Annotated in this window: 24 protein-coding genes and 1 tRNA gene; 5 read left to right on the top strand and 20 right to left on the bottom strand. The window is 46.3% G+C overall.

The window, feature by feature from the left end:
* Positions 1 to 649 precede the first annotated feature (649 nt).
* The 3 genes from ACLQ3M_RS15365 to ACLQ3M_RS15355 form a co-directional block, all read right to left on the bottom strand.
* On the bottom strand, positions 650 to 979 hold the full coding sequence (locus ACLQ3M_RS15365; RefSeq protein ID WP_411678581.1) for a plasmid mobilization protein: 330 nt from the start codon (positions 977 to 979) through the stop codon (positions 650 to 652).
* A gap of 169 nt (positions 980 to 1,148) precedes the next feature.
* Positions 1,149 to 2,954 (bottom strand): DUF927 domain-containing protein, encoded by a 1,806-nt coding sequence (locus ACLQ3M_RS15360; protein ID WP_411678580.1) that lies wholly within the window; start codon positions 2,952 to 2,954, stop codon positions 1,149 to 1,151.
* A complete protein-coding gene (locus tag ACLQ3M_RS15355; protein ID WP_411678579.1) occupies positions 2,926 to 3,144 on the bottom strand; it encodes a helix-turn-helix domain-containing protein in 219 nt (72 codons plus the stop codon). The genes ACLQ3M_RS15360 and ACLQ3M_RS15355 overlap by 29 nt, the downstream gene beginning before the upstream one ends.
* Before the next feature lie 154 nt (positions 3,145 to 3,298).
* On the opposite strand from ACLQ3M_RS15355, the gene ACLQ3M_RS15350 reads away from it, so the two are divergent.
* Both ACLQ3M_RS15350 and ACLQ3M_RS15345 read left to right on the top strand, forming a co-directional pair.
* Positions 3,299 to 4,345, top strand: coding sequence for a hypothetical protein (locus tag ACLQ3M_RS15350; RefSeq protein ID WP_411678578.1), 1,047 nt, complete (start codon positions 3,299 to 3,301; stop codon positions 4,343 to 4,345).
* 108 nt (positions 4,346 to 4,453) lie between these two features.
* A complete protein-coding gene (locus ACLQ3M_RS15345) occupies positions 4,454 to 5,629 on the top strand; it encodes a tyrosine-type recombinase/integrase (protein ID WP_411678577.1) in 1,176 nt (391 codons plus the stop codon).
* Positions 5,630 to 5,797: 168 nt separating this feature from the next.
* Here the strand turns inward: ACLQ3M_RS15345 and ACLQ3M_RS15340 are convergent.
* The 16 genes from ACLQ3M_RS15340 to corA all read right to left on the bottom strand — a co-directional run bounded on the left by ACLQ3M_RS15340 (position 5,798) and on the right by corA (position 18,539).
* Positions 5,798 to 5,874 (bottom strand) — tRNA-Met (locus ACLQ3M_RS15340).
* A 482-nt stretch (positions 5,875 to 6,356) separates the two neighbouring features.
* A complete protein-coding gene (locus ACLQ3M_RS15335) occupies positions 6,357 to 6,617 on the bottom strand; it encodes an HPr family phosphocarrier protein (protein ID WP_411678576.1) in 261 nt (86 codons plus the stop codon).
* A gap of 71 nt (positions 6,618 to 6,688) precedes the next feature.
* Entirely contained in the window at positions 6,689 to 7,162 is a 474-nt protein-coding gene (locus ACLQ3M_RS15330; RefSeq protein ID WP_411678575.1) for a PTS glucose transporter subunit IIA, read from the bottom strand.
* A 194-nt stretch (positions 7,163 to 7,356) separates the two neighbouring features.
* Positions 7,357 to 8,871: a PTS transporter subunit EIIC gene (locus ACLQ3M_RS15325; RefSeq protein ID WP_411678574.1), complete on the bottom strand. Its 1,515-nt coding sequence runs from the start codon at positions 8,869 to 8,871 to the stop codon at positions 7,357 to 7,359.
* Between the two features lie 18 nt (positions 8,872 to 8,889).
* Entirely contained in the window at positions 8,890 to 9,555 is a 666-nt protein-coding gene (locus tag ACLQ3M_RS15320) for an N-acetylmannosamine-6-phosphate 2-epimerase (RefSeq protein ID WP_411678573.1), read from the bottom strand.
* Positions 9,556 to 9,712: 157 nt separating this feature from the next.
* Positions 9,713 to 10,561, bottom strand: coding sequence for a PRD domain-containing protein (locus ACLQ3M_RS15315; RefSeq protein ID WP_411678572.1), 849 nt, complete (start codon positions 10,559 to 10,561; stop codon positions 9,713 to 9,715).
* 300 nt (positions 10,562 to 10,861) lie between these two features.
* Entirely contained in the window at positions 10,862 to 12,508 is a 1,647-nt protein-coding gene (locus tag ACLQ3M_RS15310; protein WP_411678571.1) for a putative manganese-dependent inorganic diphosphatase, read from the bottom strand.
* A 163-nt stretch (positions 12,509 to 12,671) separates the two neighbouring features.
* Positions 12,672 to 13,031, bottom strand: coding sequence for a YccF domain-containing protein (locus ACLQ3M_RS15305; protein ID WP_411678570.1), 360 nt, complete (start codon positions 13,029 to 13,031; stop codon positions 12,672 to 12,674).
* 58 nt (positions 13,032 to 13,089) lie between these two features.
* Positions 13,090 to 14,007 (bottom strand): GNAT family N-acetyltransferase, encoded by a 918-nt coding sequence (locus ACLQ3M_RS15300; protein WP_411678569.1) that lies wholly within the window; start codon positions 14,005 to 14,007, stop codon positions 13,090 to 13,092.
* A gap of 54 nt (positions 14,008 to 14,061) precedes the next feature.
* Entirely contained in the window at positions 14,062 to 14,514 is a 453-nt protein-coding gene (locus ACLQ3M_RS15295) for a GNAT family N-acetyltransferase (protein ID WP_411678568.1), read from the bottom strand.
* 171 nt (positions 14,515 to 14,685) lie between these two features.
* The gene (locus ACLQ3M_RS15290; protein WP_411678567.1) at positions 14,686 to 15,315 is read right to left on the bottom strand and encodes an AAA family ATPase; all 630 of its coding nucleotides are present in this window, start codon (positions 15,313 to 15,315) and stop codon (positions 14,686 to 14,688) included.
* A gap of 263 nt (positions 15,316 to 15,578) precedes the next feature.
* A complete protein-coding gene (locus ACLQ3M_RS15285) occupies positions 15,579 to 15,902 on the bottom strand; it encodes a hypothetical protein (RefSeq protein WP_411678566.1) in 324 nt (107 codons plus the stop codon).
* A 73-nt stretch (positions 15,903 to 15,975) separates the two neighbouring features.
* Positions 15,976 to 16,209: an HPr family phosphocarrier protein gene (locus ACLQ3M_RS15280; RefSeq protein ID WP_411678565.1), complete on the bottom strand. Its 234-nt coding sequence runs from the start codon at positions 16,207 to 16,209 to the stop codon at positions 15,976 to 15,978.
* Positions 16,210 to 16,224: 15 nt separating this feature from the next.
* Positions 16,225 to 16,707, bottom strand: a complete 483-nt coding sequence (locus ACLQ3M_RS15275; RefSeq protein WP_411678564.1) for a methylglyoxal synthase — start codon at positions 16,705 to 16,707, stop codon at positions 16,225 to 16,227.
* Between the two features lie 231 nt (positions 16,708 to 16,938).
* Positions 16,939 to 17,367 carry a VanZ family protein gene (locus ACLQ3M_RS15270; protein ID WP_411678563.1) on the bottom strand — a complete coding sequence of 143 codons (429 nt, stop codon included), beginning with the start codon at positions 17,365 to 17,367 and terminating at the stop codon, positions 16,939 to 16,941.
* A 137-nt stretch (positions 17,368 to 17,504) separates the two neighbouring features.
* Positions 17,505 to 18,539, bottom strand: coding sequence for a magnesium/cobalt transporter CorA (gene corA, locus ACLQ3M_RS15265; RefSeq protein WP_411678562.1), 1,035 nt, complete (start codon positions 18,537 to 18,539; stop codon positions 17,505 to 17,507).
* A 403-nt stretch (positions 18,540 to 18,942) separates the two neighbouring features.
* On the opposite strand from corA, the gene ACLQ3M_RS15260 reads away from it, so the two are divergent.
* Together ACLQ3M_RS15260 and ACLQ3M_RS15255 are read left to right on the top strand one after the other, a co-directional pair.
* Complete coding sequence (locus ACLQ3M_RS15260; protein ID WP_411678561.1) at positions 18,943 to 19,728, top strand: ABC transporter ATP-binding protein; 786 nt, start codon at positions 18,943 to 18,945, stop codon at positions 19,726 to 19,728.
* 4 nt (positions 19,729 to 19,732) lie between these two features.
* Positions 19,733 to 21,439 carry an ABC transporter permease gene (locus tag ACLQ3M_RS15255; RefSeq protein ID WP_411678560.1) on the top strand — a complete coding sequence of 569 codons (1,707 nt, stop codon included), beginning with the start codon at positions 19,733 to 19,735 and terminating at the stop codon, positions 21,437 to 21,439.
* A 53-nt stretch (positions 21,440 to 21,492) separates the two neighbouring features.
* Here ACLQ3M_RS15255 and ACLQ3M_RS15250 read toward each other — a convergent pair whose 3' ends face one another.
* On the bottom strand, positions 21,493 to 21,717 hold the full coding sequence (locus ACLQ3M_RS15250; protein WP_411678559.1) for a hypothetical protein: 225 nt from the start codon (positions 21,715 to 21,717) through the stop codon (positions 21,493 to 21,495).
* 237 nt (positions 21,718 to 21,954) lie between these two features.
* Here ACLQ3M_RS15250 and ACLQ3M_RS15245 point away from each other — a divergent pair, with 237 nt between their 5' ends.
* The gene (locus tag ACLQ3M_RS15245; RefSeq protein WP_411678558.1) at positions 21,955 to 22,344 is read left to right on the top strand and encodes a hypothetical protein; all 390 of its coding nucleotides are present in this window, start codon (positions 21,955 to 21,957) and stop codon (positions 22,342 to 22,344) included.
* The last annotated feature ends 315 nt before the right edge of the window (positions 22,345 to 22,659 follow it).

Below are 22,659 nucleotides of genomic sequence, written 5' to 3'. Positions count from 1 at the left end.
GTGTTCACAAATTCCACTGCGTCTCTGCGCAGTTTTTCCCGTTCCAGCATCTTTCATCACCTGCCTCCATTTTACCATTTTACAACGAAAAAGCCCAGCTTTCGCTGGACCTTTTTCGACAGGCTGTGATATATAATTTATTATATATCGACAAAATATTTTAATCAATACAACCAGCCCTAAAAGCAAAAAGCGCCGGACTTTTCCGACGCCTGAATTCCTTTTTCTGCCATATTTTTATCATTTGCCCTTGACTTCAAAGCCGAACGCGGTATAATTTACCTGTAGGGCACAAATAAAAGGTGCAATGCAGAAGCAGGTGTTACCAGCACCTACTTCCTGCAAACGGAGTGCACACTCCATAAGCAACCGAATCATCGGCACATTGCGGTTCTTATTATACCGCCTGTTCATTCATTTGTACAGGGGGGTACTTGCGGATTCGCAGGTGTTTTAGTTGAGCGTTGTATATGGATTGACATCCGTGTACAGCGTTTTTTTGTGCCCTGCGGCAGTCCGGAACCGGTGGAGAGTCTCGACCCACCATCCTTTCGCTTCACCGGCTTTGGCTGTCTCTTTTTGTGAAAAGAAGCTTAGGATAGAAAACAGCGCACTGAGTTACATAGGTTCACTCAGTGCGCTGTTCCTGTCACGAATTTAACCATCGCCGGATTACTTTATCTATTTTCCCGAATATTTTATTTACCTCTGCCTCAAACTCATAGACTTCCGGCATAGATACCTCTCCGTAGGTATTGGCTACTTTTGCAATCTGGTTGAGGTTGTTCCCGATTCGGTTCAAGGCGTTGATAAATTCCTTAAGTTCCGAGAAATCCAAATTTATAATATATCCATCCAGCGCCATTGTGCGGAGATAGGCGCTTTTGTTTTTAATTCCAGCGACTTGCATCTTCTTCTCTAAAAATAGGACTTCTTCAGGAGAGAGAAAAAACTTGATTTGAACGTTTCTGTTTCTCATTATCTTGTCCGCTCCTTTGCTTTTTGGGCTTAGAGGGTATTAGGGAAAATCCCTAAAATGAGCAAATGTGTACACACTTGCAGTGCTCGCCAGTAGGAAAACTGGCAGCCTATCGATAAGCGTAATTTGCCAATCTATTTTAACTCCAAAAAGACAGTATTTCAGTTTCCTAAAATTGTTTTTTAGTCATGACGATAAAACGACGTTTTTCTTGTCCAATTCGTTTTTGAATTGTATAGCTGTTTCCAGTTTCCCGTTTATCATAAAATATCAAATTTTCAGCAGCCATTTGCTTAAAAAGTCGTGTCTTTGTTAGCGGAAATATTTCATTCTGCGCTGCAAAGAATTTTATTATTTCGTTATATGTAACGGCAGGCAAAAAATAGAAATAGTCTTCATCCATAAAACCGATGTGCGTACCTTTTCCTTCCTGAATTTGATTTTCACGAGCAAAAGATTTCACATATACTTTTCCCGTATCAAGCAGCTCTTTTAATGTATTTATAAATAAAGCGGTTGGTTTGTCCTCATCTGATTTTTCAAGCTGAGTACTGGACAGTCCACAAAAGATATTCCAAGCGTTTTCTTTTTTCTGCTCCATTGTGTCTCTATCTAATGCACCGGCGGTTTGTAAAAAAACTACGAAAAATTCAAAACCAATTTGCAGCCAAGCAACGATGTCTCCCGTTCTTCCATATCCGGAAATATGGCTACTGGCAGCCTTTTGTCTATAAGCAAAAAACATTTTTCTGAGTTGCTCCGGTAATTGAGGTGTCTGTGGAATGAGCCATGTAATATATTCTCGCATAAATGCAATCAGCGATCCGCTCCACGCGGCTTCCTGCGCGCGATTCAATGCTTCACTGTTTGGAATATCATTCTGATTCAGTTCAATAATAAAATTGCGTGCGCTGCCGCTCTGCCCAATATTCGGAAAATCTTCTCCTGTTATGATAGCGTTTCCCCTTGGGGGATATCCCGGCCGAATCGTAATATCGGATGACATTCGTTCTCTTGCGGTTCTGTCGCCATATCCACGTGCGAGCGATTGAGCGATCTGTTCCATATTTTGCTTTTCTCTGTAATTGGCTACAGGGTGAAAATCGTCAATAACCGTCAACATATCTTTTAGGGCATAGCATTTTCTTTCAATTGCATTTGTTGTGTCCTTAAAACTTGAAGGCAAATTTGACGACGTAAATTTTCCAAAGAAAGATAGCATAATTGCCGCAATCGTGCTCTTTTTTGTCTGTGTACGTCCCAAAAGATAAAGTACAAAAGCCGGTTCGCATCCGCCAATCCGGAAAAACTCATTCAGCGGTGACAGGAAAGTTATTGAGATGAGCGGATATATCACGTTTGGAGATGCCACTTGAAACAGGTTTCGAACAGCCCGTATCCCTTCTGAAAGTTCCGCACAAGGCTTCATATCATATGCTTTAAGGTTTCCCTCCAGTTCTACCGAAACATTTTTCCTGCCGATTGCGCCATTGTGGTATAAATAAGCATACTTTCCGTTCACTTGTCTCCAGCCTGTATGGGTGTATATGGTACGCTTGTTCGCAAATTTTGCGCCAAGGGTAAATATAACATGCCGAATGTAGTCCTTTTTGCTCTGGATGGGAGGCTCTATATTGGCACTGAATCCCCAACAATCCTCAACCCAAGACATGGATATCATTGCCGAAGCCTTGACTTGAATTGTTGGCAGAACTTCTCCGTTTTGCTTGAGTGCTTTGATAGTAAAATATCGTTCCGTTATTCTTCCATCATCACAGAGAGTTTCTTCTAGTGGGATAGGTACAAAATCGGCCAAGGGCATGATTTTATTGTTACAAATTCTTTTTAATAGACCACCCTCAAAAACATACTCCGGCAGACAAGCAAGCATTTTTTTGATCTCCATATCCGTCTTAGCCTTTTTATCGGCTTTTTCCTCCGACATATTACTCACCACGATTTTGAGCTTTTTCATCCAGCCATTCAATGAACGCGATTTTGGGGATTGTGATCCGTCGTCCAACCCGGATAACAGGAAACCCATCTGTTTTTGTAAGCTCATATGCACCAACCCTGCTAATACCCATGATCTGGCTGATATGCTCCACAGTCAGAATTAAAGGTAACTGATCATAACTGTTTATACTTCTGTTTGCTTTCCTCATCGTTAGCACTCCTTTTTAAATATTTAAAAAGACCTATATAAAAATTATCATAATTATATTGATTTGTACAGCATTTAATGTTATTATTTTAGAAATTCTTAATTATAGTTTAGCTAAAAAATAGTGATTCCCATAACATTAAGGGGGCATTTGAATGGATCGAATTTATCCAATTGTACCGGAATTAAAAGAGTGTGTATTGGCATTCAGCATCAACGACAAAAAGCAAACAGAACATATTCTTATCGGAGAATTGCAAGAAATCCGAGCCGCATTGAATGGCTCCAATACCGCTCGGATTTTGTCGGAAACAAAAAGACCTATTGGATCACTTATCGCTGACTGCTGTCACTCGATTCCCGGAGTAATGAGTGATATTCGGGTTGCACTAAGTACTGAGGAATCCTCTCAGAATTTAGAATTCTGGAATAATTCCATAGAATCATTGAATCAGCTTTACAATTCCAATAATGAAAGCTTCAAATTTTTCGCGCTTAGAGTCTGGCAGGAATACAAAATCAGAACGAAAAATTCAAGGCGTAATTCAGATGATATATCCTTTTTTATAAATTTTATAGAGGATTTAACCCTTCCTGTCCGTTTATCGTTGGAAAGTATCATTCAAAAAGGACAAAGTGGTTTAAGCGATTCCCCATTAGACTATTTTGATAATACGCTTCTGAATGGAAGTGCAAAGCTTTTCTATAACAATGAAAACGGTGTTCAAGAATATATTGTTGCAGATACTGATTTAATGCCGGTTGTGATATATTCACTCAAGCATATATACAGCACTCATCAGTATTTTCAGCGCTGCAAAGTTTGTAACAAACTGTTTTTGGCTCATACTGCCAACATACCAACTTTATGCAGCGATAAATGCAGACGCACTCAAAGCCGATTAAATAAAAGAAAGTATGACAAAGCTAAGAAAAATATTTCGTATGAGAAAGATTATAAAAATAGCTATATGTACTGGTACAACAAACTGGAAAAACTTAAAAAGGCTAAGGTTGTTAATTATGAGCCATTCGAAAAAGCATTTCAATCTTTTTGTATGGACGCAAGGGTTAAAAAAAGAGCCGTCAAAGACGGCAGCCTTTCCGTCTCAAGTTTTAACAGCTGGATGCTTGCTCAGAGAACAAAGGCGGATGAAATTATGTCTCAGCTTTTAGCGGGACAATCCCATATTGAAAGATAAAAATCGGGACAAACATTTCTAGGTTGAAAAGCTTAGAAGAATGATTGTCCCAAATGTACCAACTTATTTTCACTATATTACATATTACAACAAGAGAGGAGAGCACTTATGCCCAAAAAAGGAATCAATATTTACCATCGGAAAGACGGCCGCTGGGAAGGACAATATTACTATGATATCAATCCTAAAACCGGTCGGCGTCGAAAAATATCACGATATGGACAAACAGAAAAAGAAGCCAAAGAAAAACTGCTCAGTGCAATCAATGAGATTAAATCGGGCACTTATGTAGAAAAGAGCAAATTAACTCTAGAGGGTTGGCTCAATCAATGGCTGGAAGTATATGCACGTCCCAAAGTAAAGCAATCGTCTTATATTAATTATCGTTTATACATAACCAAACATATCTCTCCCAATATTGGCAAATTAAAGCTGGTTGATCTTCGTGTTGATTTGCTTCAACAATTTTTCAATGAAAAAGCCGAACATGGCAGGCTGGATGGCAAAGGCGGCCTTTCCGAAAAAACTTTGCGAAATATGTATACCATGTTTTCCACCGCGCTAAAGCAGGCCTATGAAAACAGCTTAATTAATAGAAATTTTGTCGAGTTTGTAAAGTTGCCAAAGGTAACAAAAAAGGAAATGCGGGTCCTGTCCCTTTCAGAAGAGCAGAAACTTTTGACTACAATTAAGGCAAGCGATGAACGGTATAAAATTGGTATTCTGATTTGCCTATGCACAGGAATCCGTGTGGGCGAACTATGTGGACTTCAGTGGCGGGATATTGACGAGGTGACTCACGTTCTTTCCATTCGGCGAACTCTCAACCGTCTACCAGCCATGGATCAAAGCAAGAGGAAAACCGAGCTGGTTATCGGAATCCCAAAAAGCGACAAATCTATTCGTGATATTCCTTTGCCCTCATTTTTAATTGACGATTTAAAGGCATACAAAGCTCAGCGTGATAAAGAAAAAGTAGCTGCTGGGGATATTTATGACGAACGGGGCTTTATCATTTGCAATGAAATTGGTCGGCCAATTGAGCCACGCACCATGGAAGATGTCTTTAAACGGCTTTTAATCTCTGCAGGGGTGGCCAATGCCAATTTTCACGCGATGCGCCACACATTTGCCACCAGAGCCGTTGAAAGCGGCGTTGACATAAAGACCCTGAGTGAGTTGTTGGGACACGCAGACGTAAGCACAACGCTAAACCGGTACGCTCATTCACTGGATGAGCAAAAACGAAAAGCAATGGCATTAATGGCAGGGTTGTACCAATAAATCAAGGCTATTTTTGTTGCCTAAATTTTTTGATCTTTACCGTCAGAATCTTTTTTATTTGATTTTTGCGCACTCTTTTGACCGTCAAATTTACCGTCAAACAGCCTTTTGGGTGTATTGCTGAAAACACGAAAAAGCCCAGCAGCCGCATGGCTACTGGGTTTTGTTTGGTTGCGGAGGCAGGATTTGAACCTACGACCTTCGGGTTATGAGCCCGACGAGCTACCGGACTGCTCCACTCCGCGATATAAATTTACGCATTCTCACTCCGCCAAATTGTATGGTTTCGTTTTGAGTGCCTAATTATAATACCATTCTAAGGCTGGAATGTCAAGGCTTTTTCTTAAAATTTACTGTTTCATCCTGGCCGGAAAACCTAAAGCCTCGAAAAGGCGAGGAAAATTACAGTCCGGAGAAAAATCTTTCTGTCAAAAAGCCAGACCGCGGATGCTTTCCGGAATAGGAATGTCCCCGGCCGGGCCCGCCAAAAACGCCGACACCCGCCGGCTTTCTCATAAGGACTCGCCTGCTTGAATGTTGCTTCAGGAATGCTTTCAACTCTCGCATTCCGATTTTTCTGCGGCTATTCAGCCTGCAAGCTCCTTTTTCCCCCTACAATGCAAAGTCAATTGATTGAGGAAAAGCGTTTCGCATCTGCGGTTTAAAAAATCCTCGGGCATGAGACGCTGACTTTCGCGCACTCCGGCAAAAGGTCGGTCGAGCGTGCCTATTCGGTTTGATCGAAATTCCGGATAGCCGCTTCAATTCTCTTTTCCATCAGGCTGCCGTGCTCCCCACATGCAGTCACGATCACCACATCCCCGCATGTCAGCTCCAGAGCCATGACCGACAAAATGTTTTTCGCATCGCACCGGGCGCCGCCCTTTTCAAGATAGATCTTGCCCGGATAGGAGCGCGCGATGCTGGCGACCAGACTGGCGGGTCTTGCATGCAGTCCATTCTTTGCGGTGATTTTAATCTGTATCACTCCGTTTCCCCCCCCAGCTTTGAAAGGCACCGCAGGTCAAGAACAGAAATTCCATAACGCTACTGCCGGCATTATTTCATTTTAACTTTTATCAGTCTTTCCGCCGTACGGACTTTTCCTTTAAAAATCTTCATCAACGCCACCTGATCCATATTCGTGATCAGAACTGGTGTAACGATTTCTTTCCCCCGCTGCCGAAGATATGAAAAATCCACTTTCATGACAGGGTCGCCCGTTTTCACCTGTTCGCCTTCTTCTTTCAGCCTTGAAAAGCCTTCGCCTTTTAATTGTACCGTATCCAGTCCAATATGCACCAGAATTTCAAGGCCGTCGTCGCTCAGAATGCAGAAAGCGTGATTTGTTTCTATAATCTGGATGATCTTGCCGTCGCACGGCGCGCAAATCAGCGGATCTTCCGGTATAACCGCACAGCCGTCCCCCACTGACCTTCCGGAAAAAACCGCGTCGTTCACCTGGTCCAGATTCACGACGGTTCCACTTACCGGCGACGCGATTTCAATTTGTTTGCTCATGAAATTTAACATATACAGATCCTCCGTAATCGTAAAAGTGCTGGATCGGACATCCCAAGGGACCGCTGAAAAGCTCCCTCAACCGTATGATACAGGATGCGGCATATTTTAAAGCTATTGAAATGGAATAAGCTTAAGGAAGGTTTTTTCAGCAGGAATGGAATCCACGCTGAAAAAACCTTTTTATGCCGGAAGAAAAACTCCGTCTATTCCAATCCCAAAATGTCAACGATATAATTCTTTAGAATGACTGCTTTGGTTCCGAATACAGCCTGTATCCCGTCTCCTATAACCAAAACGTCGGTTGCACCTAGCGCTTTGAGCTTTTCCTTATCCACTTTTTCCAAATCCTTGACGGATGCCCTCAGGCGGGTGATGCAGGCGTCCATGTCCACAATATTTGTTTTTCCGCCAAAAGCCTGAATTACGTCCACTGCTTTATCCTTAAGGGATGTTTTTGTCGAGCTGACCGCATCGGAAACGGATACAGCGGCAGAACCTTCGTCGTCGCTCCCGCGCCCAGGCGTCATAATATTAAACTTCATAATAAAGAAGCGGAAAGAAAAATAATACAGCAACGCCCAGAAAATGCCGACGATCACGACCGATACCCAGTTGGTCCTGTCGTTCCCCTGCAAAATCCCGAACAGAGTGAAATCGATAAATCCCCCGGAAAATGTATTGCCGATGCGGACGTTAAGAAGGTCCGCAATCAGGAATGAAACCCCGTCCAAAAAAGAGTGAAACACATAAAGCAGCGGGCTGACAAACAGAAACATGTATTCGATCGGCTCCGTAATACCGGTGATAAAGGAAGTAAGCGCCACGCCGAGAAACAAACCGCCGTACTTTTTTCTTCTTTCCTTTGGCACACAGTGATACATGGCAAGGCAGGATGCGGGGAGACCAAACATCATGGTATCGAAACGGCCGGCGAAAAAGCGCGTGCCGTGTGTAAACAGACCGGTATGGGTCGGGTCCGCCAGCTCTGCAAAGAAGATCTTCTGAGCGCCCACGACCGTCTGGCCCGCAACAACCTCCGTCCCGCCCAGCTGCGTGTACCAGAACATCGGGTAAATCATGTGATGAAGGCCGACAGCCCCGCACAGTCTCATTAAAAAGCCGTAGAGGAACGTCCCGACCACGCCCATCGAAGCAATTCCCTGACCGGCGGATGTCAGCAGATTCTGAATGGGCGGCCAAATCGCATAGAACAGCATTCCTGCAAAGATTGCCGCAAACGAGGTGACGATCGGCACGAACCTGGAACCGCCGAAAAACCCGAGGATCGTAGGCAGTTCAATGTTGTGATACCGGTTGTGCAGCGTCACCGCGATTGCTCCCATTACCAGCGCGCCGATGACGCCGGTATCGATTGCGTTGCCCTTCGGATTGAGTATCGTCAGCATAACCGAAATCGTTGCCGTCATAACCAGATATCCGACCAGGCCGGCCAGCGCCGCCGTGCCTCTGTCGCTCCTGGCCAGGCCGATGCACAGGCCGATGCACAGAAGAAGCGACAGATTGTTAAAGACAACGCTGCCGGCGCTGCTCATAATCTGGAAAATTGCCTGGGCGACAAAATTATTCAGGAACGGATATGCCGCAATGGTAGCAGGGTTGCTGAATGCGCCGCCGATGCCGAGCAGCAAACCCGCCGCCGGAAGAATCGCGATCGGAAGCATGAATGATTTTCCTATTTTCTGTAATTGCCTAAACATGTAAAACAATCCTCCCTCTTAGTCAAGTACGGCTGTAAATCTGGCCGTGATGTTCTGCGGGCGGGTGATTGCGCCGCCGACGACCGCGGAATAGGCCCCGGCTTCAAACACCGCTTTCAGGTCGCCGGGCGTATTGATTTTCCCCTCCGCCAGAACGGGAACGCGCAAAGTCCCGCTCAGCTTTTGAATCAGTTTCAGATTTGGTCCGGGCAGATTTTCCGAGTAAGGCGTATAACCGCACAGCGTTGTTGAAATACAGTCAAACCCCAATTCCTGTGCGAGGAAAGCCTCCTCATAGGTGGAGCAGTCCGCCATGGCCAGCCTTCCCCGGGCTTTAATTAAACGGAGAAGATCTTCCAGCTTTTCTCCATTGGGCCTGTCGCGCTGCGTGGCGTCAAGTGCAATCATCGCGGCGTTCGTCTCGAAAAGCTCCTCCACCTCCTTTTTTGTCGACGTAATATAAACCTCTGAATCACTGTAATTTCTCTTGATGATTCCAATGACCGGCAGCCCGGTTACTTTGACAATCTCGTCGATATCCTCTTTGCTCTGTGCGCGTATGCCGGCGGCACCCCCCTGTTTCGCCGCAAGCGCCATCTTTCCCATAACGAAAGGACTGTGCAGCGGCTCGTTTTCCAGCGCCTGGCAGGACACGATCAATTTTCGTCTTATTTTCTCCAGCATAACAATTCTCCTTCTTCTGCTTTTTGATTTTTGCTTTTCATGTCGGCTGGTTGCGGATCCCCCCTTTTTTTAAAAGCGAATGGACAAAAAACAAAGGCATAAACTGGTGCATTCCCGCACAGTTTATGCCTGATTGAACAGTAACATAAAATTATGATTAGCGCTTTTTTAAAATTCGGCGGATACGGTCGATGTGAATGGCCAGGTATCCCAGTTCGCCTTCCGGAAGAACAAAACCGCTTTCCCGCTGCACGAGTTCCCCGGCTTGTTTTGCCAGAGCGTAGGACTTTTTCATGCTTTTTTTGACGGTGGGAAGAAGCGGGTTTTCGACCGAGATGTTTTTTTCGGCTCGGTCCAGGCTGGAACGAAAATGAGTAATCAGCCGGATATATGTAAGGTTTTTCTCCAATTTAACCCCAAGGGTTTCCTCAAGGAAACTGACCATCAGCTTTACAATTCTCGTTTTATTAAGGGAATCCGATGCCTTGGTGTTTAGTTTAGCCGCGTCCAGGTGCAGCGCAATAAAAGCAACCTCGTCTTCGTTGATTTCCACCCCGAGCTGTTCCTTGATCAGAGTCCTTGCCTCAAGCCCTATTTCGAATTCTTCGGGATACAGGTTCTTTATTTCATAGACAAATGGGTTTTGGATCGCCAGCCCCTTTTTGATCCTTTCGATCGCAAAGCCAATATGGTCTGTTAAAACGATCAGCAAATTTTCATTCAGCTTTCCCATCCTTTTTTCCGCCATCAGAGTGATTTCCGAGCAAAGGCCGATCAGCTTGTCGTCGAGATTTTCAATCAGGGTGAGATAATCATTTTTTTCCTTCGTGTCATAAGCAAGAAAAGACTTTTCAATCTGTGCAGAATTCAAAGTAACTTCCATTCCTGGCTTGCGTTTAAAGCCCAGCCCTTTCCCAATGAGGAAAAGCTGCGTCCCCTTAGGTTTTCTGCCGACAAGAATGACATTATTATTCATGACCCGTAAAATCCGATATTCCTCCGCCATCCAAATCACCCTATTAAATAAATAAAAAGGCACCAACACGGATAATCAATGATCCGGTTAATGCCTGATGAATCAGTAACACACCAATTGTTATGAACTTTTCTACAAGATAGCACGTATTTGAAAAAAAGTCAATAAATTTTTAATAATATTTGAATAAATTATTAAAAATGAACAAGGCAGACTGACAAAATTTATTTGTTCAGTCGATTCCCAAAAATTGCGACCGATGCGAAGTCTTCGGCTTTCTGGACATGGTGCGCGAGCGTTTACGGTGCTCGTTTCGTCGGTCTTGCAAAATCACCGCGGGGTATTTTGAATGGCGTTGGTCAAAAGCGGAACCACCTGCTTTTTGCGGGAAACCACACCTTCCAGATAGACCTCGTTGTCCCTTGGTTCCGCGCCAAAGGCGTCGCGGATCAGGTCTTCCTCCCTGCCGAAATACAGCAGGTGGGAACTTTCCTTGACGATGTCGGTCATCATCAAAAGCAAAAGGCTGTAGCCCTTTTCCTGCTGCACCTTTTTCATATGTTCCAAAAGGCTGCCTTTCAGGTCCTTCACATTTTGGGGATCGCCGGCATTGATCTGTCCGATGCCGATTTTATACCGACTCAGATTATAATCTTTAAAATCATTGTAAAGGATCTGATCCGGGTTCATATCCGCAAGCGAGGAACCGGCCTGAAACATCTCGGCCGCAAACCGGTTGGGGTCCACACCCGCAATCTCGGCCAGCTGCGACACCGTCTCGCGGTCAAGGTAGGTCGTCGTCGGAGATTTCAGGTTCAGTGTATCCGAAAGAATTGCGGCGCATAGGATTCCGGCAATTTCTTTTGTCGGACGGATCCCATTTTCCACATACATGTTGGCAATCAGCGTCGCCGTACTCCCCACCGTGTCATTTCTGAAATAAACCGGCGAACCGGTCTGGATATCTCCGATTCTGTGATGGTCGATGATTTCCAAGATTTCAGCCTGATCAATCCCGTCGACCGTCTGAGACATTTCGTTATGATCCAGCAGGATTACTTTCTTCTTTCTAGGCGAAATCAGGTGGTAACGGTATACAAATCCCTTTACGGTCCCGTCGTCGTCGACGATAGGATAGCTGCGAAAGCGGGTCTGGAGCATTTTGTCCCGGATATAATCAATAAAATCATGAACGTTAAAGCAGATCAGATTATTTTTCGTCATCACGTATCCCACGGGAATGCTCTGGTTGATCAGCCGGGCAGCGGTAAACGTATCGTGGTTTGTTTCCATCACAATGCAGCCCTTCTGCTCCGCAAGTTCCAGCACATCCTTATCGACGTGCCCGCCGCAGGTTGCGATCAGGCAGCTCACGCCTGCCTTCAGCACCTTCATCTGACTGTCCTTGCGGTTGCCGACCAGCACGATGTCATTTTTCTCGACAAAAGGTTCCAGACTGTCGGGTGCCATAGTTGCGATGACCACCTTGCCCGCGGAACGGAACACAGCGTCAATGTTCCCGCAGACCAGACGGGCGTTCAGGGTTTCCGTCACGTTGCGAAGCGGCGTATGGCTTTTGGAAAGCACGTTATTTCCCTGCGAAGCCATGTAGCTGTTGGTGATGTCGGAAAGCGAGATAATTCCAAGCAGCTTTCCCGCATCGTCGGTCACGGGAAGAACCTGCCGATTGTTTTTCTGCATGATGTTCCAGGCCGTTTTAATTGAAATATCCTCCGAAACGGGCGGAATCACATCCAGATCCAGATCGGACACCTGTGTTTTCACGGTCTTCAGATATTCCGGTTCCTTGACTCCGAAGCGTTCCAGCACAAATGCCGTTTCTTTATTAATTTTGCCGATGCGAACCGGAACCGCCTGAAATCCCAGCCTCTTTTTCAGCTCGGCATAGCCAATGGAGGAGCAGATGGAGTCCGTATCGGGATTTTTATGTCCTGTGATATAGACGGATTCGTTCATTTTCAGTACCTCTTTTTAAAATACCTTATCTCGGCCACAAACCGCCCGAGCAGGCGGTTGGGCGGCTAAAGAACTGTTCTACTAGGATAAATCATTTTTTTGCCCCAGTCAAGCGCGAAAAAGCAACATACATACATTTTTATAAATACTTTTGTGCAAATTTTCAGTTAACGGCCGAACCAAACGGCATCAGGGCGAGTTTTGCAATTTTAAAGCACTGCATTCCAAACGGAATTCCGACAACCGTAATGCAGAACAGCGCGCCGACGACGGTCGCTTCCACCGCAAGCGCAAAGCCGCCGAAAAACAGCCAAAGGAGATTCAGAAGCAGGGAACCCGCTCCGCCGCCGTACCGAACTTCTTTTTCAAACGGAAAAAACGCCAGCTCCGCGAATTTGAAGCATTGAATACCAATCGGAGCACCGACGACCGTGACGCACCATAAAATACCGACTGCGAGCCAGCTAAGCCACATGATACACCCACCCAGCAAAAACCAAATTGCGTTGCCGACACATCCCATACGGATTCCCCCTAAAGCTGCGCCTCACACGGAGACGCCGTTTCCGATTCGATAGAAATTATGAAAGATCGAGGTCCCAGCGTTCCTCGACGACGCCTTCTCCCCATTCCGGGTTTTCATGAGTCACTGTCGGAATAAAGCCGCGGCTTTGATAAATCCCCCGCGCGGTTTTCAGATTGCTGATCGTTTCCAGATATACATGCCGATAACCGGTCTTGCGGCAGAATTCAAGCGCCCCATCAATCAGCCTTCCTCCAAGGCCCATTCCTCTCGCGCCGGGTTCCAGAAGGAAGAAACGCAGCTGTGCCGTATCCTTCCCGGCGTCCGCGATTGCGATACTGCCGACCGGCCTGCCGCATATCTCCGCAATCCACATGCATTCACGCCGCCGGTCACAGTGCAGAAAAAAGCCGGGGATAATCTGCTCGACATACCCGGCAAACAGGGAGGACAGTCCATATTCCTCCACATAAAGGCTTTTGTGGCGAGAGAGAACGTAATCAAGATCACTGTCGCGGAATTTACGGATCTCCGCCGGGCAAACCGTTTCGGAAAGCTCTTGTCGGATCACGGACATTGAATCCAGTACCGCCTGAAGTTCTTCCTTATCCAGGTTTCGGATCATTTCAGATATGCGGCTGTCGGACGCCCGGTTCAGCTCCCGCATCGCTTTGCTTCCCTGTTCCGTCAGGTTGATATAATGAATCCGGTTGTCCCGCTCCGATTTTTCACGGTAGATCAATTCGTCCCGCTCAAAGCGTTTCAGGATTCTGCTCATATAGCTGCGGTCAACGGACAGCCGGGCGCCCAGCTCGTTCGCGGTGCAGCGGTCCATCCGGCTGATTTCAAGCAGCACTCTTGCTTCTGTCAGGGAAAAGCTGCTGTTCAGGATGCACCGGCTGAGCAGACCCATAAGCTGGGTATAGAATCGGTTGAAGCTCCTGATTTTCGAAACGGCGTTCTTTTGATCCTTCATGTTTCTCTCTCCTTTCCATTTCTATTTCTATTATAGCGTAATTAGTTGACAAAATCAACTAATTGCATCATCAAACAGCATTTCAACATGTTCGATTCCATCTTCCAGATAGACCGGCGAACAGACCGTGAAACCGACCTGACGGTAAAATTCCTGCAGGTGCGCCTGCGCTTCAATCCGGATATTTCCCCCTCCGGTTTCCTTCACAAAGCGAATGGCGCGATTCAGCATCTCGCGGGCCAGCCCGGAACCCCGGCAGTCCCTGCGGACCAACACCCGGCCGATCGAACGTTCCGGAAAAGTCTGCCCGGGGTCAAGAATCCGCAGGCAGGCACAGATTTTTCCTTGCTCGTCACACCCGAACAGATGAAACGATTGCCTGTCCCTCCCGTCCACATCCGGATAAGGGCAGCTCTGCTCCACCACAAACACCTCGCAGCGAAGGCGAAGAATATCGTAAAGCTCCTGCAGCGTCAATTCTTCAAACCGTTTTATCGTCCATTCCATTCATTCATATCCTTCCCAAAGGGCTCGGTCCGTTTTCATTCATTATATTCCAACTGAGCGCTCTTTTCAACGCACAGGGACGCCGCACAGGCGGGTGATTCGTCTTTGTTCCACGCGAAGAGCCGCTCCCCGAAAAAAGGAGCGGCTCCGGCCGTTTTCTATGTCGTATTGTTATTTGCCGACGCCGAGTTTTTCCAGAAGACAGCTTTTAATCACCGCGGCGCATTTATCCCTTCCAATTCTGGAGCTGTTCAGACAAAGGTCGTAATTGACCGGGTCGTTCCAGTCCTTTCCGGTATAGAACTTATAGTACTCCGCGCGGTAACGATCGGTGGTTTTCACATCCTTTTCCGCTGCCCTGCGGTCAAGATGCGCGCGGTTTTCAATCGAGCCGACACAGTCTTCAAACGGCGCGCGAATACCGACGCTCAACACGTTCGGGTAATCCTTCAGAATATCGTCCGCCGCGCGCCCAATGACAACAAACGACTCCGACTCCGCAAGCCGCCGCAAAATTTTGGCCTGATAGTTGAAAAGGTTTACGTCTGAAACAAACAGCCTGTGTTCCGGCGAAAGGACGTTGCCGATGTGTTGCCTTGCCTGCAGAAGCCGGAAGATATTCATCCTGAGCTTTTCGTCCGCCAGATGAAACAGTTCCTCGTTGATTCCGCTCTGGACGGAAGCCATTTGCAAAAGCTCCTTGTCAACCAGCCAGATTCCCAGTTCCTTCGCAAGCTGAATTCCAATCTGTTTTCCTCCGCTGCCGTATCCCCGCGCAATCGTTATCACATAATTGCCCATGTTCACCCCCGTAAACCGCTTTGCCGGAATCTCCTTACCCGGAGGCTTCCTTGTGCGGCGCCGCTGTTTTCGGCGAGCGGCGCGCCGAATTTTCTTTTCCAGTACGGTTTTGCAATAAAAAAAGAAAAGGGCGCATTGAAATCAATCACTTTCAATGCGTCCTTACATTCTATTGATTTTTGATTCTATATACTATATATTACCTTCCGCCTTTTTACTTGTCAAGCAAAAAAACACTCGCCGAAAAGTATTTCTTTCAGCCTCTATTTTGTTCGGTCATTCAGGGTGTTTAAAAAATCACCCGCTGTTTTGCCGCTGGTTTTAATTGCCTGATATAATTCAGACATTTCTTCTTTTTCCTTTTTGGACAAAAGGGTCTTTCGCTTTTCCCGGGCAAGAGATATTTTCTGTTTATAGCGTTCCACTTCGCTGTCAAGTTTTGTAATTTGCTCTTCAATCGACTGCGTTCCGATTCTGCGGCCTCGCGGCATAGAACCCCCTCCTTCTATTTTAAATATCACTATCAATTCTATACCTGTTTCTGCCATTCTATTCGGCATCTTTTTAAAAAATAAAGAATGATCCATCCTTTGAATGGCGAATTGCAGCAAAAAAGGCCATGCGGTAAAATTTCCGCATGGCCGCCTGCTGATTTTCCACTCAGGATTCCGGAACAATAAAATCCTTAAGCCGATTCAATATTTCTCTGTTGTCGGAATGTATATTCAGTTGAACCGGTTTCTTTAAATCGATGCTGAAAATACCCATGATAGACTTTGCATCAATAATATGAACCCCTTCAATCAGTTCGCACTCCACATTTTCCTTGGAGAGAATCGAGGAGAATTTTTTCACTTTTTCAACACTGTCAATCAATACCTTTACCGTAATCATATTCACCGCGCTTTCTTATTTTTCATTAAATTTCACGTTAACCCGATCAATAACATTTTGCTTAAAATTAATGACTTGGTGATCATATTCCTGATTCATCAGCGTGGAATGAATCATGAAATCAGCCGTCGCTTTATTGTTTGCGATCGGGATGTCATAAACCTGAGCAATCCTAAGCAAAGCCTTCACATCCGGATCATGCGGCTGCGCTTCAAGCGGATCGGAGAAAAATATCACAAAATCAATATTGCCTTCCACTATTTTGGCACCGATCTGCTGGTCACCCCCCAAAGGTCCGCTGTTGTACCCTTTGACCGGAAGGCCGGTTCTTTCCGCGACAAGCCTGGCCGTCGTTCCCGTTCCGCACAGAAAATGGTTTCTGAGAATTTCCTGGTTTTCCGCACACCAGTTGATTAATTCCTTCTTTTTTCCGTCGTGGGCGATGAGCGCGATTGTTTTCTGTTTTCCGATTGTAAATGTGATAAATTCTTCATTCATATTTTTCACCCGTTTTCAATTTACTTTCTGAATCGATTTCCTCCTTCCGGGCCCTACAGTACAGATTGCATCGCCCGGAATTAGAGTTCCCTGTTTCAGCAGAACTTGTCCTTTTATCTTTCATTATAAATGTTTTGTATGGAAAATCAATAAAAATTTTTGAAAAAATTTGTGAATTTTTTAGTAAGCCCATACAATCAACCATCCTCGCGAACCGTGCCGAGTCTTTTTTCAGCTTTTGGCTTGTCTCCGGGCAAAAAGGAAAATCAGCATCCCCGTCGCCCCCCCGCAGAAATCCAGCAAAACATCTGAAACGCTGCTGCCCCTGCCCGGAACAAACCTCTGAATGAACTCATCTAAGACCGGAACCAGCAAAAGAAAAAACAGATCCGCAAAAAGCAATTCCCGTTTCGCGGAACGATAGGCTCGGAGCGTCCCTGTTATCAGCGTCCCGAAAACAAAATATTCCGCAAAGTGGGCGGTTTTACGAATCATATGCTCTGAAACTGCCGCCGGTATTCTCATGCTGGAGAGAGCATTGTTGGCGAGATTTGTGACAAAGCGGCTTTGTTCGCCTGACTGGGAAGCAGGAAACATAGAATTGTGAAAAATAAAAAGAACGAAACCGACCGTCGCAATGACGAGACCCTTGCGTTTCATAGATTCATCCTTTCGCTTTTTGCCGCCGCGCCGCGTGATGCCTATCTTCCTCACCGCGGCGGACATTCCCTGTCCATGATATGATGAAAACCCTTTCGCCATTCTTGAAGTTAAAATAAATTTGCGGACCGGCCAGTCTAAAACCATTTTTTCTTTTTAAAATAGTAGACCATCGCACCTGCGATTGCAAGCATAAGCGCCCAGACCGCCCCGTACCCCCATCGAAGCCCCAGCTCCGGCATGTATTTGAAATTCATCCCATAAACTCCGGCGAGAAAAGAAAGAGGAATGAAAATGGTGGAGATGATGGTCAGGACCTTCATAATCTCGTTCAGGCGATTGCTGGTATTGGAAAGGTGCAGGTCAGTCAAACCGGAAAGCAGTTCCCGGTACGTTTCCGTTGTATCGATCGCCTGAACGATATGATTGTAAACGTCGCGAAGATACGGTTCCGTTGTCGCGCGAACCAGCTCGGTCGATTCTTTTCCCATCAGGGAAGCGACGTCCCGCAGGGGCCAGATGCTCCTGTTGAGCCTCAGCAGTGTTTTTTTAAAATCGCGTATTCGCAGCAGATGCTCCTGCGAATTACTCTCCATGATCTGTTCTTCCAGTTCGTCGATTTTATCGCTCAGAGTTTCAAGAACATCGAAATAACCGTCCACAATCGCATCCAGCAGTAAATACATCAGATAATCAGGACCGGAAGTCCGCACATGTGCGCTCTCATTCTCAAGAAAGGAGCGAATCCGGCCGAATACATCCCCCTTTGTTTCGCCGAAGGTGATGACATAACGATCGCCCAGAATAAAATTCATATGCTCCGAAACCAAAGAATCGCCCGCATAATAGATCATTTTCGCAACAATATAAAGAAAATTTTTATATTCTTCAATTTTCGGACGCTGATTCCTGTTTGGGATATTATCAATAATCAGCGGATGGATGTGAAACTCGTCCCCGAGAGTCCGCAATACACCGTCGTCGCACTGCGCGTCCACATTGATCCATCGCACGCCGCCCTCCGGAATGACCGAAAGCCCGGCAAGATTATGCGGATCCGCCGTTTTCAGATGATACGCGCGATAATTTTGAGCATCATAATCAATGATTTCAATGGAGTCACATTCGCTCCGGCCGATTATCCCGTCCTCAGTATTTTTTTTGAAATCCATACTCCCACCTTGCTCCCCGGCATCCATAAACTTGTCTATTATTATATTATACCACAATGCCGAGAAAAAGACATTCCGTAATCCGACGGCCGCTGTCACGCTTTTCAACTGATTTGCATATTTTATAAACTGGGGTTTCCCGCGCGTTTTGAACGGTCCGTCCACCCGAAAGCTGTACCGCCTGCCGGATAAGCACGCAGGTAAATGCCAATTCGGGGAACGCGAAACAGCTTGAAAGACCGGGAATAAGGAGCCCTTTCAGGGACGCGGAAACGGCAACAGCCGTACCTATTTTCATCTATGATTGAAAGCCAAGGGAATATAAGATATAATGAATTTGAAATGGAATTATAACTTCGTATCATTTTGTACTGACAACGTAGAAAAAGCAGGGGTGAAAGCTATGGACCCGACAGGCGAACCCGTGGTTTCAATCAGGGATCTGAGGATGAGCTACGGCAACAAAGAGGTACTTAGGGGAATCAACCTCGAAATTCAAAGAGGGCAGATTATCGGCTACATCGGACCCAACGGAGCGGGGAAGAGCACGACGGTCAAAATCCTTCTTGGCATCCTTGATGGGTATCAGGGCGAGGTGAAGGTTTTCGGCGAGGATATCTCTTCCGGCAGCATCGAATATAAAAAGAGGATCGGCTACGTTCCCGAAACGGCCGATGTTTATGACAGTCTCACCGCGCAGGAATATCTCACTTTCGTCGGCGAGCTGTGCGGCATGGATTATGACGCCGCCGACGGCAAGGCAAAGCGGCTGATGTCGCTGTTCAGCATCGGCGAAAGCTACAGCGCGCGGATATCCTCGTTTTCGAAGGGTATGAGACAGAAACTTTTGATCATCGCGAGCCTTCTGCACAACCCGGATATCCTTTTTTTCGATGAACCCCTGAGCGGGCTCGACGCCAACAGCGTGATGGTGTTCAAGGAGGTCTTGTCGGAACTCGCCGCGCAGGGAAAGACGATTTTTTACTCCTCGCACATCATGGAGGTGGTCGAAAAAATCAGTGACAGGATCATCATTTTAAACGGCGGCCGGATCATGGCTGACGGCACCTTCGACGAGCTTAAGGAGCAGTGCAGCGAGGGCTCGCTTGAGGAAATCTTCAACCAGCTTACCGGCTTTGACCAGTACAGGGATATTGCCGGTGAGTTTATCTCCGTTTTGAAGGAGTGACTGGATGAGGACGATTCATGAGCACGAGCCCCATGACACGGAAAGAATGAAGGATTTCAGGTCGCTTAAATTTCTCGACAGGCTGCGGCCGGTTTTCGAAGCCTTCGGGATCGAATACCCCGTGATGCGCAAAATCATCCGGATCAAACTGGTGATGGACGGCCGCAGGGTGCCTACCGCCTTAGGCAACAGGCGGAGCGAAGAGGAAGGCAGCAGTTCCTACCGATCATCGCTGCTGGCCTACGGGCTGATCGGCCTGTTTATCGGGTTGATGATGATCGTGCCGATGCCGCTGTTTTTCCAGATGAACATCGTTTTGGGCATGCTGCTGTTTATGATCATGACTACGATGATTTCGGATTTTTCTTCGGTGCTGCTGGATCTGAAGGATAAAAGCATCCTGCTCACCCGGCCGGTAAATTTACGCACGCTCAACGCGGCGAAGCTTGTGCATATTGTCATCTACCTGCTGAGCATAACGATGGCGATGTCCGGAATTTCGCTCGTAGCGGGCCTTATCCGCTACGGAGTATGGTTTTTCCTGCTGTTTTTGTTTGAGCTGATGTTGATCTGCGGCTTCGTGATTTTGTTTACCTCGATCTTATATTTTATAATCCTGCATTTCTTCAGCGGCGAGAAGCTCAAGGACATCATTAATTATTTTCAGATAGCCCTCTCTGTCTTTATGACCGTGGGTTATCAGCTGATTGGGAGGCTCTTTGATTTCAAAGATTTGCATTTCACCCCCCGGTGGTGGAATTTTCTGTTGCCCTCGGCGTGGTTTGCCGCGCCTTTCAGCCTTCTGGTGGATCATGACTTTAACCTCTATTATTTTCTGCTCACCGCTACGGGAATTATCATTTCGGTCGCGGCGATCATCCTCTATCTCAAGGTCGCGGCGCCCGTCTTCGAAAAGAATCTGCAGAAGCTCAACAGCAGCACAGAGCGAGGGCATGCGGTGAAAAAGCACTCGCTGCAGCAAACCGTCTCAAACGTCATCTGCCGCAGCAGGCTTGAAAGGGTATTTTTCACTTTTTCGGCGCGGATGCTTAAAAACGAACGGAAGCTCAAGCTCAGGCTTTACCCGAACATCACGTTTGCAGTGATATTCCCTTTCCTCTTCCTATTGAATTTCTTGAGCGGCGGGCAGTCGTTCGCGCAAGCACTGGCACAAATAAAGGGCGGCGACTACTTTTTGTTTCTGTATCTTTCAGCGATGCTGCTCGCGCCTATGATCGTAATGCTCGGTGCGAGCGAAAGTTACAAGGGTTCCTGGATTTACAGGGCTATGCCTGTCGGCAGCCCCGGAGAAATCCTTAAGGGTACCGCCAAGGCCTTTCTCTATAAATATATCTTCCCGGTCTTCCTTTTCACCGGCCTTATGTTCACCGCGATCTATGGGGCCAAAATCATTCCCGACATTATTTTGATTTTCCTCAACACGTTAATTTTGACGCTGTTGATTCGCAGATTTTCAAAAAAGGAACTGCCTTTCTGTACGGATTTTCAATACACACAAAATGGCAGCAACCTTGGCCTTATGATGCTTTCTATGGCTTTAAGCGGAGCGTTTGCGGGCGTGCATTTTATGCTGCTGCGGTTTTTCAGCCCCGGAATCTATCTCTTCATCGCGCTGTCGATTGGGATCATTTTAATTTTGTGGCATATTGCTTTTAAAGTCACATGGCGGGAAATCGCGGAAAACGCCTGAAAAGCGAATGCTGCCATAACAGGCAGTGGCCGTCCCAAACGGGACGGCCACTTTTATTCCTGCTCAAACATCGAGATAACCTCGTCAATAGACTTTCCGCTTTCCTGAATTTTTTGATAGAGCATTTCAACCTCAGATTTCTTTTTTTGTTCCAGCAGATCTTTCTTCTGAGCTTTGAGTTCATTGAGCTTATCCTGGTGGGTTAAAATCATAGCATCAATCTTTTCAATTTGCTCGTTAAAAGATTCCACCGCGGTTTTCTTTTTTCCACGCGGCATTACAAACGCCTCCCTCATTTATTTCTTTCAGTATATCATCGCAAAAAATAAATGCAATTATTCAGTCGGCAGATTCATCAAATATTTTATTTTTCGGTATATGCCAGCCCCCTCGGCTGTTGACGGGAAGAGAAAGATCCATGCCAGTTCGTGCTGTGAAACATGAAAGGCACAATCAACTTCTTGATTTATTTGTCAGGGGGAGATTATAATGAAGTGCACACGGGAGGGATAAACATGGAGAACGAAGAAATGCTCGCTGCGATTAAGAAAATGTTTATTGAAGAACGTGCGATAACAGATACCAAGCTGGAGGCTATGCAGGAAGCTACGGATTCCAAGCTGGAAGCCATGCAAACAGATACGGACAGCAAGTTCGAAGCGATGGATAAAAGACTGGACGCGAAGATTGCGGCTGCTCAGGAAGAAACCGTCCGGCAAATTAAGACCCTTCTGGAAAACGGCGTTGAAAAGCAGCTCCGGCTTCTGGCGGAAGGCCATGCGCAGATTCTTGCCCGACTGCCTGACGCGGAAGAGCAGGGAGAAATCAAAGCCCGCGTCACAACGTTGGAACATGTCGCTGCCGACCATACACGACAGCTCAATGAGCTGTGGAAAGCACTGTAATGCCACTTTTCATATCATTTTAGCAGTCGGATTACCGGCTGCTTTTTTGATAAATTCTTGATTAGGGTAAGTGAGGCGGCAGTCTTAGCACCTTTTCTCGGCATACCTATTTTTATTCGTTACAGCAATTCCAGCTGAATTAATGTCCATATTTGCAATCTAAATTGGAAATGCTGTCGGGAAACATCCTGGAAAAGTCAAGAATGGTGCAGAACCTAAACACCCAAAAACTGTTGGTTAAGCAGCCAGACCTCTGGCGGCCTGAGGGTACATAGCGGGAGCGAGGCCGCCCGGATTGGCGGTATAGATTCGCTC

It is taken from the genome of Caproicibacter sp., from assembly GCF_046707225.1.
In the GTDB taxonomy this organism is placed as follows: Bacteria; Bacillota; Clostridia; order Oscillospirales; family Acutalibacteraceae; genus Caproicibacter.
The sequence above is the reverse complement of the archived record's forward strand: the minus strand, read 5'-3'. Positions and strand labels throughout refer to the sequence as shown.